Genomic DNA, 15,121 nt, shown 5'->3' with positions numbered 1-15,121 from the left:
CGCAATACGGTCCTGGCCGGGCTTTTTATTGTCTGCATTTTCAAGGGGAGCGTAACGCCATGGATCTTCGCCGTTTGGCCGGCTGGTCGTTGCTGTGGGCGCTGGCGGGCGTGCCGGGTCTGTCTGTCGCCGCCGGCAAGTGCGAGCGGATGATCGCCACTGGCAGCCCGGATGCGCCGCCTTATCTCTGGCAAGACCCTCAGGATCCCAAGCACTTGATCGGTGCCAGTGCCGACTTGCTGACCCAGGTGGCGGGAGAATTGGGCATCAAGGTCGAATTGCTCTATGCCGGCAAGCGCGCCCAGGCACTGGACGAGGTGCGCAGCGGGCGCATGGATCTACTTGCCGACGCCCCGTTGACGCCGACCGGGCTTGATTTCCTGGACTATGTCCATCCTCCCGTACTGGACAACGATTACTTGGTCTGGACCCGCAAGGATTCCAAGCTGGTCGTCAACGGGCCCGAGGATCTACACGGTCATCCCGGCGCCTTGTCGGAAAAGGCTCGCATGACTCAGGAATTCAGCCTCTTCGCCGAGCAGAGATTGTCCCTGGTCCGCACCTCCAACCTGACCCAGGCCTTTCAGAAATTGCTGCTGGGAGAGGTGGAATATGTCCTCGCCGGGCGCTACTCGGGCCTGGCGATGGCGCAGACACTGGGCATGGCGAACGACCTGCAAGCGGCTCCACAACCGGTGGATAAACCGGGGCTGTTCCTCGCGGTTTCCCATGACTCTGCCTGCAACGAGCCATGGTTGCGCGGACAGCTGGCGCAAAAGATGACAGAATTGGCCGCGTCCGGCCTGACGGAGGCTGTGTTGCAACGCAATCTCGAACGTTGGAACACACAGTTGCAGCCACCTGTCGGTGCCCCAAAACAGTAGGGAACATTAGTGACTATTCGACCTCTTTTCGCTGCCCTGGCCGTTCTGGCTCTGGCGGGCTGCGCAGCCGATCCGGCGCCGAATGAACAGATCCGCCTGACTGAACAGGCACTGGAGCAAGCCCGGGCGGTGGGTGCCACTGCCGATGAAGTGCCGGAACTGAAACTCGCCGAAGACAAGTTCGCCCGCGCCAAATCCAACATGGCCGACGCGTCGTACAAGAAAGCGCGCATGCGTGCCGAGCAGGCCGAGCTGGACGCACGTCTGGCCGAAGCGAAGGTGCTGACCCTCAAGAGCCAGGAGCAACTGAACGTGCTCGACACCCGCATCAAGCGCTTGCGCAAGCAACTGAGGGAGGATGCCCAATGAAGCACTCCCATGTGTTTGGCGGTTTGATCCTGGCGGGCCTGGCCAGCTTGTACGGCTGCGCGGGTCAACGCAGTGAAGTGGCACTGGAAAAAGCCAGTACCGATTTCCAGAAGGTGAAGGAAGACGCCAACGTCTTGCGCGCAGCGCCCAGGGACGTGATTCGCGCCGGTGAGTCGCTGGCTCGGGCCGATCGGCTGTCCAGTTACTGGGGCAGCGGTGAGGATGTACTGCATTACGCCTACCTCAGCCAGCGCTACAGTGAAATCGCCCGGGAACACAGTAACCAGGTGCTCAACGAAGAGCGCGCGGCAAAGCTCGAACTGGAGCGCCAGCGTCTGCAGTTGGCCTTGCGCGAATCCAAGTTGCTCAGTGTCCAGCAGCAAGGCAAATGGCTGGAAGAGCAGATCATGGAGATGACCACCACCCAGACCGATCGGGGCCTGGTGATGACCCTCGGCGATGTGTTGTTCGACACCGGCGAGGCTGAATTGAAAAACTCGGCCAACCGGGTGGTGCTCAAGATCGTGCAGTTCCTGCAGCTCAACCCCAAGCGAGTGGTGCGCATCGAAGGCTATACCGACAGCACCGGCGGCAAGCAGGAAAACCTCAAGCTGTCCCGAGACCGCGCACAGGCGGTGGCGGACGTGCTGGTAGACCTGGGGATTGATGACAAGCGCATCCAGGTCGAAGGCTACGGCGACGAGTTCCCGGTGGACGTCAACGCCACCGAGCGTGGCCGGGCGCAGAACCGTCGGGTTGAAATTGTGTTCTCCGACGAGAAGGGCCAGCTCGGCGCTGCCCGCTAAAGGGCCGCGTCACTGGAAAACCCGGCCCCTCAGGGGCGCCGGGTTTTTTTGTGCTTGTAGTTCGCACATTCGCACACAGTTGGGGCTGTCACTGCACTGTACGGTCGAGTAATCTGGCAACTGTCCCCGTACACTTCTAAACTGTTCCGGTATCGTTTCCTACAAGAACAACATGCCCGTGAAATCGAGTGCTGCGTCATGACCAACCTCCTGCTCTACCAACGTATTGCTCAGCAACTGGCCGAAGACATCCGCCGGGGTGTGTATCAGCCCGGTGAACGCGTGCCGTCGGTGCGCAAGATGAGTTCGCAGCTCAACGTCAGTCATGCGACGGTGTTGCAGGCCTATGCCAACCTTGAGGACCAGGGGCTGATTCGTGCGCGGCCGCAATCGGGTTACTACGTGCACCAGACGCCGGCGCTTACGGCGCCAACCCCGGATATCGCCCGGGTAGAGCGTCCGGGGTTGGTGACTCGCAGCAGTATCATCCAACAGGTATTGGTCGAGTCCCGTCGCGAAGGGGTATTTCCGTTGGGAGCGGCGGTGCCGAGTGTGGATTACCTGCCTGTACGGGCACTGCATCAGCAGTTGGCCAAGGTCACGCGCTTCCACAGCCCGCGGGCGTTCAGCTACATGTTCAGCCCCGGCTTCGAACCGTTGCGTCGTCAGGTGGCGATTCGCATGCGCGATGCCGGTGTCGTGGTGGATCCTTCCGAAGTGGTGATTACCCACGGTTGTGTCGATGCGCTGCAAATGTCCCTGCGGGTACTGACCCGGCCGGGGGATCTGATTGCCGCCGAATCGCCCACTTACTATGGTTTGCTGCAACTGGCGGATCTGTTGGGCCTCAAGGTCATCGAGATCCCCAGCGACCCGGTGACTGGCATGAGCCTGGAGGCCCTGCAACTGGCGGCCAACCAGTGGTCGATCAAGGCGCTGGTGCTGACCACGCGGCTGAGCAACCCCCTCGGCGGTACCATGCCTGAGGAGCGGCAGAAGCAACTGTTGCGCCTGGCTTCGGACTTCGACATTCAGGTGGTCGAGGATGACATCTACGGCGAGTTGATGTTCGAGCAGGGGCGGACCAAGGCGCTCAAGGCCTATGACCGGCTAGACCGGGTCATCTACTGTTCGAGCTTTTCCAAGACGTTGTCGCCGGGCGTACGCATCGGCTGGATGATCGCCGGTAAATTCCAGCAGGAGATCCAGCGACTGCAGACGTTCAGTACACACTCGGCGTGCAGCGTCACGCAGATGGGCATCGCGGCCTATCTGGAAAATGGCGGCTATGACCGCCATCTGCGCTATATCCGCCAGGAGTACCGCAAGAACCTCAGTGCCTTCCAGCTGGCGGTGCAACAGTACTTCCCCGAAGGCACGCAAATGAGCCGTCCCACCGGTGGCTTCATCCTGTGGGTCAGCTTGCCGGGGCGGGTCAATACCCAGGAGCTGCACGTCCGGGCGTTGCAACAGGGGATCAGTATCGCGCCGGGGTTGATCTTCAGTAACACCGAGCAGTTCAACCACTGCATTCGCCTGAACTGCGGCATCCCCTGGAACCGCGAGGCGGAACGGGCGTTGATGACATTGGGGCTGTTGGCCACGCAATTGTGCCAGGAGACCGCCAGCGGTTTCCTGTAGGTATCAGCGGGCTTGTCAGCGTCGGATTATCAGGCGAGCATGTACTTCTCTGCCGTAAGTGCCGTTGTCTTTATGAAAGCCATTGCTCCTGCCTCCTGGGTTTTGATCGGCCTGCTGACTGCCTTCCATGCCGCAGGCGTCGTGGCGGCTTCGGTGCAAGAAAAACCGGTCGCCAGCGCCACCCAAAATGCGTCGAAAAAACCACCGGCGGCGAAGAAGACAGTCGCTAAAAAAACGGCTTCCTCGCAGAAGAAACGGGCCCCTATTGCCTCGAAGAGCAAATCCGCCCATGAGGTCGCCAAGACTCCATTACCACCGGCCAACCTGGATCTGAGCCTGCCCCATGACATGGTTCAGCAGCTGCAACCACCCGGGAAGGTGCCGCTTCCCAAGCGTGAGTCGTTGCTACCGTCGATGTTCGAGCAGAAGCCGGACCCGTTCCAGCTCAATGGCCGCCTGCTGAATAACGAAATGCAGCTGCCACTGCGTAATTCGGAGCGCCGGGAAGTGGAAGGTGCGGCCCTGGATTTCGAATTCAAGCGATAAATCTTCGGTGAATACAATTCGACGCTGACTGCCCGGTCATCTTCCGTTGGGTGAAAAAACACGCAGACGGTAATTTAAAACGAGTGTTTAAGCCGCTACTCTGTGTTCCGTTATTGGGCCATTACCCGTGAGGATGTTGTCGTCATGAAATGCCGTGAAGGCTGTGGCGCCTGTTGCATTGCCCCTTCCATCAGTTCGTCGATCCCCGGCATGCCCCATGGCAAGCCGGCGGGAGAACGTTGTGTGCAATTGTCGGTCGATAACTTGTGCCGGATCTTCGGCCAGCCGGAACGTCCGGCGGTGTGCTCGGGTTTCGCGGCCGACATTGAGGTCTGCGGCAACAGCCGTGAGGAAGCCATCCGGCTGATCGGGTGGTGGGAGCAGGCCACTGCGGTGTAATGGGTCAATGGACTGGGCTGATGGTGAAGCCCAATGACGAAACTCAACTGACCGGACTTCGACAATAAGGAAAAAAACTATGGGTTCGCTGCATCGTATGGCTGTGTTGTGTGGCTTGAGTGCATTTTTGGCAACCGCAACTGCGCAGGCGGAAGATTGGCAGGTCGTCAAGGAGCAGGACGGTATCAAGGTTTCTCTCAGTGAAGTGGCCGGCTCCAAGTACAAGGCCTACCGCGGCGTGACGGTCATGAAAACCAGCATGACGAAGTTGCGGGCCCTGCAGGAAGATGTCCCGGGTGCCTGTGCCTGGATTCATGAGTGCAAAACCCAGAAGCTGCTCAAGCACGAAGGCAACCAGAGCTGGACCTACACCCAGTTCAATACGCCATGGCCGGTCACGTCCCGGGATTCGGTGTTGCAAGTCACCACCGTCGAAGGCGCCGATGGCAGCCTGACCCGCAACCTCAAGGGTGTACCGACCTACCTGCCGGAAGAGAAGGGGTTTGTGCGAGTGGCCCAGGTCGATGGCTTCTGGAAATTCACGCCCAAGGGCGCGGACCAGATCGAGGTGACCTATCAGGTCCACACCGAACCCGGTGGTGATGTACCGTCCTGGCTAGCCAACAAATTCGTGGTGGATGCACCGTTCAACACCTTGAAGGCCTTGAGGGAACGTGCCGAGAAATAATCGTCAGGCTTGATGGATGCCCACACGGAGACCGCCTGCCAGGCGGTCTTTTCGTTTGTGCCGTCCAGGTAATCAGCGGAACAATTATTCACACCCAAAGGTCGAGATAGAGGTAAGCCCGGCCATGATTTGATCGAGGAGACACTAATGCACAAGTGGGAAATCACGTTCGTTGATGACCACGGCGAAGCGATCGCCGAGCAGTTCGACTATGACCAGGAGCCCACCATGGAGCAGGCGGCACAGTTGATTCGTGAAAGATTGCTCCCGGTGCCCGCCAAGTTGGACCTCAATGACCTGGAAGGGCGAACTGCCGAGCCAACGGTCAAGAATCTCAAATCCCAGCACAGCATCGAAATCATCAGCATTACACCGATTTCATGAAGTTCGTGGCCTGGCCCCGCTTGGCAGTGGCTATCACTTGAGGCTACTCTGCAATGGAGATCAGCGAAAGGATCGCCAAGGTCCGGTCTTGTCAGCTACATGCTTGTGTCCCGACGGTCATTTGATGCCGTATCGCTTGCAATCCACGGGTTGCCCGCGTGGGAAGACGGAAAGTCTATCCATCGATCTGAGGAGGACGTTTCATGAGCACAGCCTATCAAGAAGACATCAGCACCAGTGTGTTGCGCCGCATGAAAGAAGGCGGGTTCGATTTCTCACGATTCCATCCTATCGAGTTCTACGCCATTTTCCCGGACGAGGAGCGGGCGCGCAGGGCGGCGGGTCATTTTCGGGGTGAGTCATTGAACGCACAGATCAGCGCACGGGACGACGGTGCCTGGTCATTGGAACTGAGCCGGGTGATGTATGCCACTTACGATGACATTGGAGATTTCGAGCAAGACTTCGAAGCGGTGGTGGAGCCCTTGGGCGGCATCATCGAAGGTTGGGGGGTGAAGCAGGAGATCCGGCGTCTCCAGGCTTGATATCCGTGCCCTGCCACACCACAACGGCTGACCTTCGGGTTGGCCGTTTTCGTGTGTGCAACCTGTAGCCGAGCACGGGCAGGTATACCACTACGCTCAATGACTCACCTTTTGTAGCTGACTGTGTCGAGCAGAGGCCATGTCCACGTTCCATGACTATGCTGGGTGTTAAAGGAAACCTGGGTGGTCGAGGACTGAAGGACGAATGGCCATGTTGAGTAGGACCGCCTCGGACCTGTACTGGATGTCGCGTTACCTGGAGCGGGCGGAAAACCTCGCGCGAATGCTCGATGTTAGTTATTCGCTGTCACTGATGCCCCAGGATGGTCGCGGCAACGGCCTGCACGAGCTGGCCATGCCCCTGATGATCACCGGCACCCTGGACGATTACCGGGAGCGGCACGGCGACCTGCACGCCGAGCGACTGTTGCATTTCTTCGCCCTCGATGCCGCCAACCCGGCCAGCATCTACAGTTGCCTGGGCGCCGCGCGGGCCTGTGCCCATGCGGTGCGTGGGCGAATCACCGCTGACATGTGGGAAAACACCAATGCCACCTGGCTGGAGGTTCGCGACATCGCCGGGCAGGGCCTGGGGCATTACGGCCTGAGCCGCTTCTGTGAGTGGATCAAGGAACGATCCCACCTGTTTCGAGGGGCCACCTTCGGCACCATCATGCGTAACGATGCATTCAGGTTCATTCGTCTGGGAACGTTTATCGAAAGGGCCGACAACACACTACGCTTACTTGACGCCCGCTACGAAATGGCTGGCGATCAGGCTGCCACCGTCAGCGACGGCACGGCCCACGCGTATTACCAATGGAGCGCGTTGTTGCGAGCCTTGTCATCCTTCGAGGCCTATACGCAACTCTACCGTGAGGCTCCCGGGGCTCGCCCTGTGGCCGAGTTGTTGCTGTTGCGTGCCGACGTGCCGCGCTCGCTGCGGGCCTGCACCGAGGAGATCGACCAGATCCTCGCCAGCCTGCCGGGCACCAACGGACGACTGGCACAACGTCTGGCGGCGGAAATGGGTGCACGCCTGCGCTACACCGGTATCAACGAAATCCTCGACGGTGGCCTGCATGCCTGGCTCACCGAATTCATCCCGCTGGTTCGGGAACTGGGCGACGCCATCCACAGTTCCTACCTGGAGGTCATATGAGACTCTCGATCAGCCACGAAACGGCCTACCACTACGAGCAGCAGGTTCGCGCCAGTATCCAGTACCTGCGCCTGACGCCCCACGACACCGAACGCCAGCATGTGTTGAGCTGGCAGCTCGATTTGCCGAGGCCGGTGCATGCGCAATTGGACCCGTTCGGCAACATCCTCCACGTCCTTACCCTGGAGGAACCCCACGAAACGATCATCATCGGCGCACGGGGCCAGGTGGACATCGACCCGCTACGCGAGGCCGAACACGAGGAGCAGTCAGCCTTGCCGTTCCTGCGCTTCACCCGGCTGACCGAGGCAGACGAGGCGCTCCGCGCCTTCGCTCGGGAGCAATGCAAGCAACGTCGCGACCGCACGGCGCTGATCGACCTGATGCACGGGGTGAACCAGCACATGACCTACGCCCCCGGTTCCACTGAAGTGGAAACCAGCGCGGCCCAGGCATTCGCCGGCCGTACCGGTGTGTGCCAGGACCATGCCCACGTATTCCTGGCCTGCGCCCGCAGCCTGGGCATACCGGCACGCTATGTGTCGGGCTACGTGTACAGCGGGGACAGTGAACACCTGGCCAGCCACGCCTGGGCCGAAGCCTGGCTCGAGGACGCCTGGTACAGCTTCGACGTGACCCACCAGTTGTCTCGTCCGGAGCGACACCTGAAACTGGCCGTTGGCCTGGACTACCTGGATGCTTGCCCGGTACGTGGCCTGCGTCGTGGTGGCGGTGAGCAGATGCGGGCCAGGGTGGCCGCGACGCCGGCACCGGTGATCACAGTGCAGCAGCAATGACGTGGAACGGTGGCGAGGGAGCTTGCTCCCTCGCCAAGGGAAGGTCTTATTGGCCCAACGGCTGTTTACGCCCGGCCATATGCTTCAGATACCCCACCAACAGATCCAGTTCCGGGTCTGGCAGCACGGCCGCTGAAAACGCCGGCATCTTGCCTTGGGGCCAGTGGCGCAGTCCCTGCGGATCCCGGATATAGCGCTTGAGGAAGTCGCCCGAGAAATATTCCGTGGGATTGAAGGGAATGTTCAGGTCCGGGCCAAACTGTGCGTCGCCTGCGCCATTGAGCCGATGGCATGCCAGGCAATTTTTCTGGAACAGCTCGAAGCCCTTGTTGACCGGATCGTCCTTGGACAGGGTGGACGCCGGCAGCAGGGCGGGGAAGCGCTCGGCCACGGCTGACATGCGCTTGATGCTCGCCACCGCGTACGGCCACTGTTCCGGGCTGATATGGCCCGCTTGAGGATCGGTCCAGACCAGATAGAAAGGTCCGGCACTGGACTTGCCCTCTCCCAGGGAGGGCCAAGGGGCGGCCGGGTCTTCGATGGCCAGCCAGGCGCGTGCGCCGTTCTTGTTGAGTAATGGCGCGGCGGACATTTCGGCGGCGAAACCGTCCAGGGCCACGGCCTGCAGATGATCATCCGGCTGGACACCGGTCAGCAGCGACGTCAGCGGTACGGCGCGATAGCTCATCGGTTTTTTGTAGGAAACGTCGTCGGGTATCTGGATCGTTCGAGCTTCAGGATGCTTGAGCAGTTCTTCGGTTTGCCAGGTACGCGCAGTCGCACCCAACTCCAGCACCAGTTGAGCGGCATACAGGGGCGTGCTGAGCAGCAACGCCCCGAACAGGATGAGAGCTTTCAATGGATCGCCTTCCATGTCGAGAGAGTGGCGCAAGGTTGGCACAGCCAACGCCGCTCGAACAACGAACCCGTCACATTTTTTGGCGACACAATGGATGGCGATACCGCATCACTGTTGATGCAGGCGCCCGCACGCAATACTCAGCCGATCATTTTGGGAATATTCGGCAAAATCAACAGCAGCGTGGTGGCGAAGAGAATGAGTCCGGCTTGACGAACTTTCGAATGTTTGAACATGGCTGACCCGCCTTTTTTGTTATTTCCTGAGGCCAGCCTGCATAACTCCATGATGGCTGGCGTTGCACTTCCTGTCTGACAAGCGCCTCGGCAAAACCCGACGACATTCTTGTACAAGGATTACATTAGGGGCCGCAGTCGCTTTGGCTTAGATCCAATTCGTATCAGGTTCAAACGTGTTGCTATAAAAAAGGAATGAGGCCTATTGCCACCTTCTTGCGGGTCCTTTAGCTAGACAGCTTGCGTTCCTGAATCGGTTAACCCGATAGCACGCTACCGTTCGTCTGACCGTGGTCGTCAATGCGGTTGAGCACTCGGGTCATTGAATCCAGCACCGCTGGGCTTATGGTTGGAGGCATTGCGTTATCCGTCGTGGTTCGAGGATGTCATGACCCAAGCGTTGATTTTCGATGCCTTGCGCACGCCCCGTGGCAAGGGCAGGGCGGACGGCGCCTTGTACAGTATCAAGCCGGTGAATCTGGTGGGAGGGTTGCTCCAGGCCTTGCAGCAGCGCATGGACCTGGACACCCGCCAGGTCGATGACGTCGTGCTCGGTTGCGTAACGCCCGTAGGCGAACAAGGGGCCGACATTGCCAAGACCGCCGCCCTGGTGGCCGGCTGGGATGTCAGCGTTGCGGGTCTCCAGCTCAATCGGTTCTGCGCCTCGGGCCTTGAAGCGGTGAACCTGGCCGCCATGAAAGTGCGCTCGGGGTTCGAGGACCTGGTGGTGGCCGGTGGGGTCGAGTCGATGTCCCGGGTGCCAATGGGCAGCGACGGCGGCGCCTGGGCGTTGGATCCGCAATCCAACCTGCAGGGGCACTTCGTTCCTCAAGGCATCGGTGCCGACCTGATCGCCACATTGGAAGGTTTCAGCCGCGAAGACGTCGATACCTATGCGCTGCACTCCCAGAAAAAAGCCGGGCGGGCCCGGGCTGATGGTTCTTTCGAGAGGTCCCTGGTGGCGGTGCGGGATCAGAACGGCATCGTACTGCTGGACCACGACGAATTCATCCGGGTCGACTCCACCCTTGAAGGCCTGGGCAGGCTCAAGCCGAGTTTCGAAGCCATGGGCCAGATGGGCTTCGACGCCACGGCGCTGAGGGTCTACAGCCATGTCGAACGGATCGATCATGTGCACACACCCGGCAACAGCTCCGGGATTGTCGACGGTGCGGCGCTGATGCTGATCGGCTCCGAAGCCAAGGGGCGCGCCCTGGGCCTGCGGCCTCGGGCGCGGATCATCGCTACGGCCGTCACCAGCACCGATCCGACCATCATGCTCACCGGTCCGGCACCGGCCACGCGCAAAGCCTTGGCCAAGGCCGGGTTGCGGGTGGAGGACATCGACCTGTTCGAGGTCAACGAAGCCTTCGCCTCGGTGGTGCTCAAGTTCATCAAGGACATGGCCATCGACCCCGCCAGGGTCAACGTCAACGGCGGCTCCATCGCCATGGGGCACCCCTTGGGAGCAACGGGGTGCGCCATTCTCGGCACCCTGCTCGATGAGTTGGAGGTGCGTCGTCTGCGCTATGGCCTGGCGACCTTGTGTGTGGGTGGCGGAATGGGCATTGCCACTGTGATCGAACGCCTCTGAAGGACATTCTCAATGACCGCTGCCATTCGTTACGAAACCGGCCACGACCGGATCGTCGTCCTGACCATGGACCTGCCTGGCCAGAGCGCCAATACCATGAACGCGGTGTACCGTGAGGCGATGGCCGTCTGCGTTGCCCGTCTGGTTGCCGAAAGAGACTCGATCGCCGGCGTGATCATCACCTCGGCCAAGAAGACCTTTTTCGCCGGCGGCGATCTCAACGAGCTGGTTGCGGTCGGCAAGTCCGAGGCCAAGGCCTTCTACGAGATGATCCTGGGGCTCAAGGCGCAGTTGCGCGCCCTTGAGACGCTGGGCAAGCCGGTGGTGGCTGCCATCAATGGCGCAGCGCTGGGCGGTGGCTGGGAGATCTGCCTGGCCTGTCATCATCGCATCGCGCTGGATCATCCGTCGGTGCAGATCGGGCTGCCGGAAGTCACCCTGGGCCTGTTGCCGGGCGGCGGTGGGTTAGTCCGGATGGTGCGCCTGCTTGGTTTGGAGAAGGCCTTGCCGTATCTGCTCGAAGGCAAGCGGGTTGACCCTCTACAAGCGATGCAGGCCGGGTTGATCGATGAGTTGGCGGTCGATCGTGAGGAACTGCTGGCCAAGGCGCGGGCCTGGATTCTCGCCAACCCGGACGCGGTGCAGCCTTGGGACGTAAAGGGCTATCGGATTCCCGGGGGTACGCCGTCCGATCCGAACGTCATGCAGACGCTGGCGATTGCCCCTTCGATTCTGCGCGCCAAGACCCAGGGTTGCTTGCCGGCACCGGAGAAAATCCTTTGTGCCGCGGTGGAAGGTGCACAGGTGGGTTTTGACGCGGCTCACCTGATCGAAACCCGCTATTTCACTGAACTGGCCACCGGCCAGATCGCCAAGAACCTGATCGGTACCTTCTGGTTCCAGCTCAACGAGATCAAGGCCGGAGGCTCGCGCCCACAAGGGTTTGCGCCGTATCTGACCAAAAAAGTCGGTGTGCTTGGCGCTGGCATGATGGGGGCCGGCATTGCCTGCGTCAGCGCCCTGGCCGACATCGAGGTGGTCCTGAAGGATATCCACCTGGCCGCAGCTGAAAAGGGCAAGGCCCGTTTGGCCGCGCTGCTGGACAAGCAAGTCGCCCGTCAGCAGATCACCGTGCAGCAACGTGAAACCACGCTGGCGCGGGTTCATACCACCGATAACGATGCGGACCTGTCCGGTTGCGATCTGATCATCGAAGCGGTGTTCGAGGATCGTGCCCTGAAAGCCAAGGTGTCGGCGGCCGCCCAGGCGGTGGTGGGACCGGATGCGGTGATTGCCTCCAACACCTCGACGTTGCCCATCACTGGCCTGGCTGCTGCAATTACGGACCCGACGAAGTTCATCGGCCTGCATTTCTTCAGCCCGGTGGAAAAAATGCCCTTGGTGGAGATCGTCAGAGGTGCCCACACCAGCGAGGTAACCCTGGCTCGTGGTGTCGATTTCGTCCTGCAGATCAACAAGACACCGATTGTGGTCAATGACGGTCGCGGTTTCTTCACGTCGCGGGTATTCGGCACCTTTATCCATGAGGGCGTCGCCATGCTCGGTGAAGGGGTGAGTGCGCCGATGATCGAGACCGAGGCCCGCAAGGCCGGGATGCCCGTCGGGCCTCTGGCGGCGTCTGACGAAGTTTCCCTCAGCTTGATCAGCCATATCCGTGACGAAACCGCGAAGGACCTTCAAGCAGAAGGGAAAACGCCGATTGAGCACCCGGCGTTCGCCGTGATTGACTTGTTGCTCAAGGAATACCAGCGGTCGGGCAAAGCTGCCGGGGCCGGTTTCTATGAATACCCAACCGGCGGACAAAAACATTTGTGGCCGGAGCTCAAACGTCGTTTCGAAGATGCCGACCGACAGATTCCGCCCCAGGACATCCGCGATCGCTTGCTGTTTATCCAGGCCCTGGAAACCGTGCGTTGTGTGGAGGAGGGCGTGCTCATGTCGACGGCCGATGCCAACGTTGGCTCGATCTTCGGGATCGGCTTCGCGAGCTGGACCGGCGGTGCGTTGCAGTTCATCAACCAGTATGGCCCACGGGACTTCGTCGCCCGGGCCCAGTACCTGTCCGAGCAGTATGGCGAACGTTTTTCGCCGCCGGCCCTGTTGCTGGAAAAAGCCGCCAGGCAGGCCTTGTTCTGATCGCGGGGGCTTGCCTTGAGGGGTGTTTCAAGGCAGGCTCTGGGGTGTGCAATATTCCCATCACCGTGTCAGGTATTTTTTATGTCCCTACGCATCTGCATTCTCGAAACCGATATCCTGCGCCCGGAGCTGGTCGATCAATATCAGGGTTACGGGCAGATGTTCCAGCGTCTGTTTTCACAACAGCCGGTCGCGGCCGATTTCGTCGTGTACAACGTCATGGAGGGGCAATACCCGAGCGATGATGAGGTGTTCGACGCTTACCTGGTGACCGGTAGCAAGGCCGATTCCTTTGGTACCGATCCCTGGATTCAAACCCTCAAGAAGTATCTGCTGGACCGTTACCAGCGTGGCGACAAACTGCTGGGCGTTTGCTTCGGCCACCAGTTGTTGGCGCTGTTACTGGGCGGCAAGACCGAACGCGCGACCCAGGGCTGGGGTGTTGGCACCCACCGCTACAAGCTCGCGGCCAAGGCCCCCTGGATGAGTCCGGTGATGGAGGAGTTGACCCTGCTGATCAGTCATCAGGACCAGGTCACTCAGTTGCCCGAAAACGCTACGGTCATCGCCTCCAGCGATTTCTGCCCTTACGCCGCCTACCATATCAATGATCAGGTGCTGTGCTTCCAGGGCCACCCCGAATTCATCCACGATTACTCCCGGGCGTTGCTGGAGCTCCGTCAGCAACACCTTGGCGAGCAGGTCTACAACCAGGGTGTGGCAAGCCTGGAACACGACCATCACGGAACGACGGTGGCAGAGTGGATGATGCGTTTTGTCGCTCATAAACCACAGGCCGAAACGACCCAGGGCTGAAAATTTCCATGTGGGAGCGAGCCTGCTCGCGATAGCGGAGGGTCAGCCGACAACAGTGGCGGCTGATAAACCGCTATCGCGAGCAGGCTCGCTCCCACAGGGTTATGGGTACACGGTCAAATGGGGTGCAGGCCTGCCTACAACCACCCCGACCGCTTGAAGCTGGCCCATAACGCGGTGCATCCCACGGTAATCACTCCCAATACCGTGAAATAGCCGTAGTGCCAACTCAGCTCCGGCATGTCCTGGAAGTTCATCCCGTAGATCCCGGCCACCGCCGTCGGAAACGCCAGGATCGCCGCCCATGCTGCGAACTTGCGCTGCACCACGCTCTGGCGTGACGCTTCGAGCAGCACGCCGACTTCGATGGTCTGGCTGGCTATGTCCGCCAGGGTCGTCAGATCTTCCATCTGCCGCGTGACATGAATCTGCACATCGCGGAAATACGGACGCATGTTCTTGTCGATAAAAGGGAAGTTCAGCTTTTGCAGTTCCTCGCTGATTTCCACCATCGGCGCTGCGTAACGGCGCAGGCGCAGCACGTCGCGACGCAAGCTGTGCAGGTTTTGGATGTCCCGTTCGTTCAAGGCACTGCACAGCACATGGTGCTCCAGTTCATCGATCTCGTTATGAATGGCTTCACCCATCGGCTGATAGTTTTCAATCACGAAATCGAGGATGGCATAGAGTACGAAATCTTCCCCATGCTCTAGCAGGAGTGGACGTGCCTCACAGCGTTGTCGGACATGGGCGTAGGAGGCCGAATGCCCATTACGGGCGGTGATGATGTAGCCCTTGCCGGCGAAGATATGGGTTTCGATGAACTGCAGCTTGCCGTCCTTGCGTATCGGCGAATACGTGACGATGAACAGCGCATCACCGAAAGTCTCAAGCTTGGGACGGCTGTGCTTCTCCATGGCGTCTTCAATCGCCAGTTCGTGCAGGTTGAATTGACGCTGCAGATTGGTCAGCTCCTGGACACTGGGTTCTTCGAGGCCGATCCACACAAAATGCCCTGGTTTTGCAGCCCAGGCGCTGCCTTCGTCGAGCGTGATGTTGGTGACTTTCTTACCGGCGCTGTAAACCGCAGCAGCAACGACTCTACCCATGATGGTGGTTCACTTCTTATTGGAAAATGGCAGTAGCAGGCACTGTGCAGCTTAACGCGCCCTGTTGCTTCAGAGTCAGCAAAATCCGCTGAGTTCTCCAGTAGAAGAAAACCATTTCAGTGCGAGGCT

At 60.0% G+C, this 15,121-nt stretch carries 16 protein-coding genes; 14 read left to right on the top strand and 2 right to left on the bottom strand.

Features of this window, described 5'->3' with window-relative positions; all coding sequences use genetic code 11:
- Positions 1-59 precede the first annotated feature (59 nt).
- The 11 genes from PCOSP_RS20665 to PCOSP_RS20615 all read left to right on the top strand — a co-directional run bounded on the left by PCOSP_RS20665 (position 60) and on the right by PCOSP_RS20615 (position 8,221).
- Complete coding sequence (locus tag PCOSP_RS20665) at positions 60-884, top strand: substrate-binding periplasmic protein (RefSeq protein WP_139649420.1); 825 nt, start codon at positions 60-62, stop codon at positions 882-884.
- A 9-nt stretch (positions 885-893) separates the two neighbouring features.
- On the top strand, positions 894-1,253 hold the full coding sequence (locus PCOSP_RS20660; RefSeq protein WP_041021838.1) for a DUF4398 domain-containing protein: 360 nt from the start codon (positions 894-896) through the stop codon (positions 1,251-1,253).
- Positions 1,250-2,059: an OmpA family protein gene (locus PCOSP_RS20655; RefSeq protein WP_139649423.1), complete on the top strand. Its 810-nt coding sequence runs from the start codon at positions 1,250-1,252 to the stop codon at positions 2,057-2,059. The genes PCOSP_RS20660 and PCOSP_RS20655 overlap by 4 nt, the downstream gene beginning before the upstream one ends.
- A 198-nt stretch (positions 2,060-2,257) precedes the next feature.
- Positions 2,258-3,700, top strand: a complete 1,443-nt coding sequence (locus PCOSP_RS20650; RefSeq protein WP_139649424.1) for an aminotransferase-like domain-containing protein — start codon at positions 2,258-2,260, stop codon at positions 3,698-3,700.
- Positions 3,701-3,772: 72 nt separating this feature from the next.
- Positions 3,773-4,246, top strand: coding sequence for a translation initiation factor 2 (locus tag PCOSP_RS20645; protein ID WP_464711979.1), 474 nt, complete (start codon positions 3,773-3,775; stop codon positions 4,244-4,246).
- Positions 4,247-4,390: 144 nt separating this feature from the next.
- On the top strand, positions 4,391-4,645 hold the full coding sequence (locus PCOSP_RS20640; protein ID WP_139649428.1) for a YkgJ family cysteine cluster protein: 255 nt from the start codon (positions 4,391-4,393) through the stop codon (positions 4,643-4,645).
- A 79-nt stretch (positions 4,646-4,724) separates the two neighbouring features.
- The gene (locus PCOSP_RS20635; RefSeq protein WP_139649429.1) at positions 4,725-5,333 is read left to right on the top strand and encodes an START domain-containing protein; all 609 of its coding nucleotides are present in this window, start codon (positions 4,725-4,727) and stop codon (positions 5,331-5,333) included.
- Positions 5,334-5,480: 147 nt separating this feature from the next.
- Positions 5,481-5,717 (top strand): hypothetical protein, encoded by a 237-nt coding sequence (locus PCOSP_RS20630; RefSeq protein ID WP_139649431.1) that lies wholly within the window; start codon positions 5,481-5,483, stop codon positions 5,715-5,717.
- Between the two features lie 203 nt (positions 5,718-5,920).
- Entirely contained in the window at positions 5,921-6,262 is a 342-nt protein-coding gene (locus tag PCOSP_RS20625; protein WP_041021831.1) for a ribonuclease E inhibitor RraB, read from the top strand.
- A 211-nt stretch (positions 6,263-6,473) separates the two neighbouring features.
- The gene (locus PCOSP_RS20620) at positions 6,474-7,424 is read left to right on the top strand and encodes an alpha-E domain-containing protein (protein ID WP_464709437.1); all 951 of its coding nucleotides are present in this window, start codon (positions 6,474-6,476) and stop codon (positions 7,422-7,424) included.
- Positions 7,421-8,221 (top strand): transglutaminase family protein, encoded by an 801-nt coding sequence (locus tag PCOSP_RS20615; RefSeq protein WP_139649434.1) that lies wholly within the window; start codon positions 7,421-7,423, stop codon positions 8,219-8,221. Before PCOSP_RS20620 ends, PCOSP_RS20615 begins: the two co-directional genes overlap by 4 nt.
- 46 nt (positions 8,222-8,267) lie before the next feature.
- On the opposite strand, the gene PCOSP_RS20610 is transcribed toward PCOSP_RS20615, so the two are convergent.
- Complete coding sequence (locus PCOSP_RS20610) at positions 8,268-9,095, bottom strand: c-type cytochrome (protein ID WP_175386343.1); 828 nt, start codon at positions 9,093-9,095, stop codon at positions 8,268-8,270.
- A gap of 609 nt (positions 9,096-9,704) precedes the next feature.
- On the opposite strand from PCOSP_RS20610, the gene PCOSP_RS20605 reads away from it, so the two are divergent.
- The 3 genes from PCOSP_RS20605 (at position 9,705) to PCOSP_RS20595 (ending at position 13,883) form a co-directional block, all read left to right on the top strand.
- Entirely contained in the window at positions 9,705-10,910 is a 1,206-nt protein-coding gene (locus PCOSP_RS20605; protein WP_139649436.1) for an acetyl-CoA C-acetyltransferase, read from the top strand.
- 12 nt (positions 10,911-10,922) lie between these two features.
- A complete protein-coding gene (locus PCOSP_RS20600; protein ID WP_464709435.1) occupies positions 10,923-13,067 on the top strand; it encodes a 3-hydroxyacyl-CoA dehydrogenase NAD-binding domain-containing protein in 2,145 nt (714 codons plus the stop codon).
- A gap of 81 nt (positions 13,068-13,148) precedes the next feature.
- Positions 13,149-13,883: an amidotransferase gene (locus tag PCOSP_RS20595; RefSeq protein ID WP_464709434.1), complete on the top strand. Its 735-nt coding sequence runs from the start codon at positions 13,149-13,151 to the stop codon at positions 13,881-13,883.
- A 137-nt stretch (positions 13,884-14,020) separates the two neighbouring features.
- On the opposite strand, the gene PCOSP_RS20590 is transcribed toward PCOSP_RS20595, so the two are convergent.
- Positions 14,021-14,992, bottom strand: coding sequence for a magnesium and cobalt transport protein CorA (locus PCOSP_RS20590; RefSeq protein ID WP_041020886.1), 972 nt, complete (start codon positions 14,990-14,992; stop codon positions 14,021-14,023).
- Between the last annotated feature and the right edge of the window lie 129 nt (positions 14,993-15,121).

Source organism: Pseudomonas sp. MAFF 730105, assembly GCF_055380705.1.
Note: the sequence above shows the minus strand (reverse complement) of the source record. Positions and strands in the feature narration are given on the sequence as shown.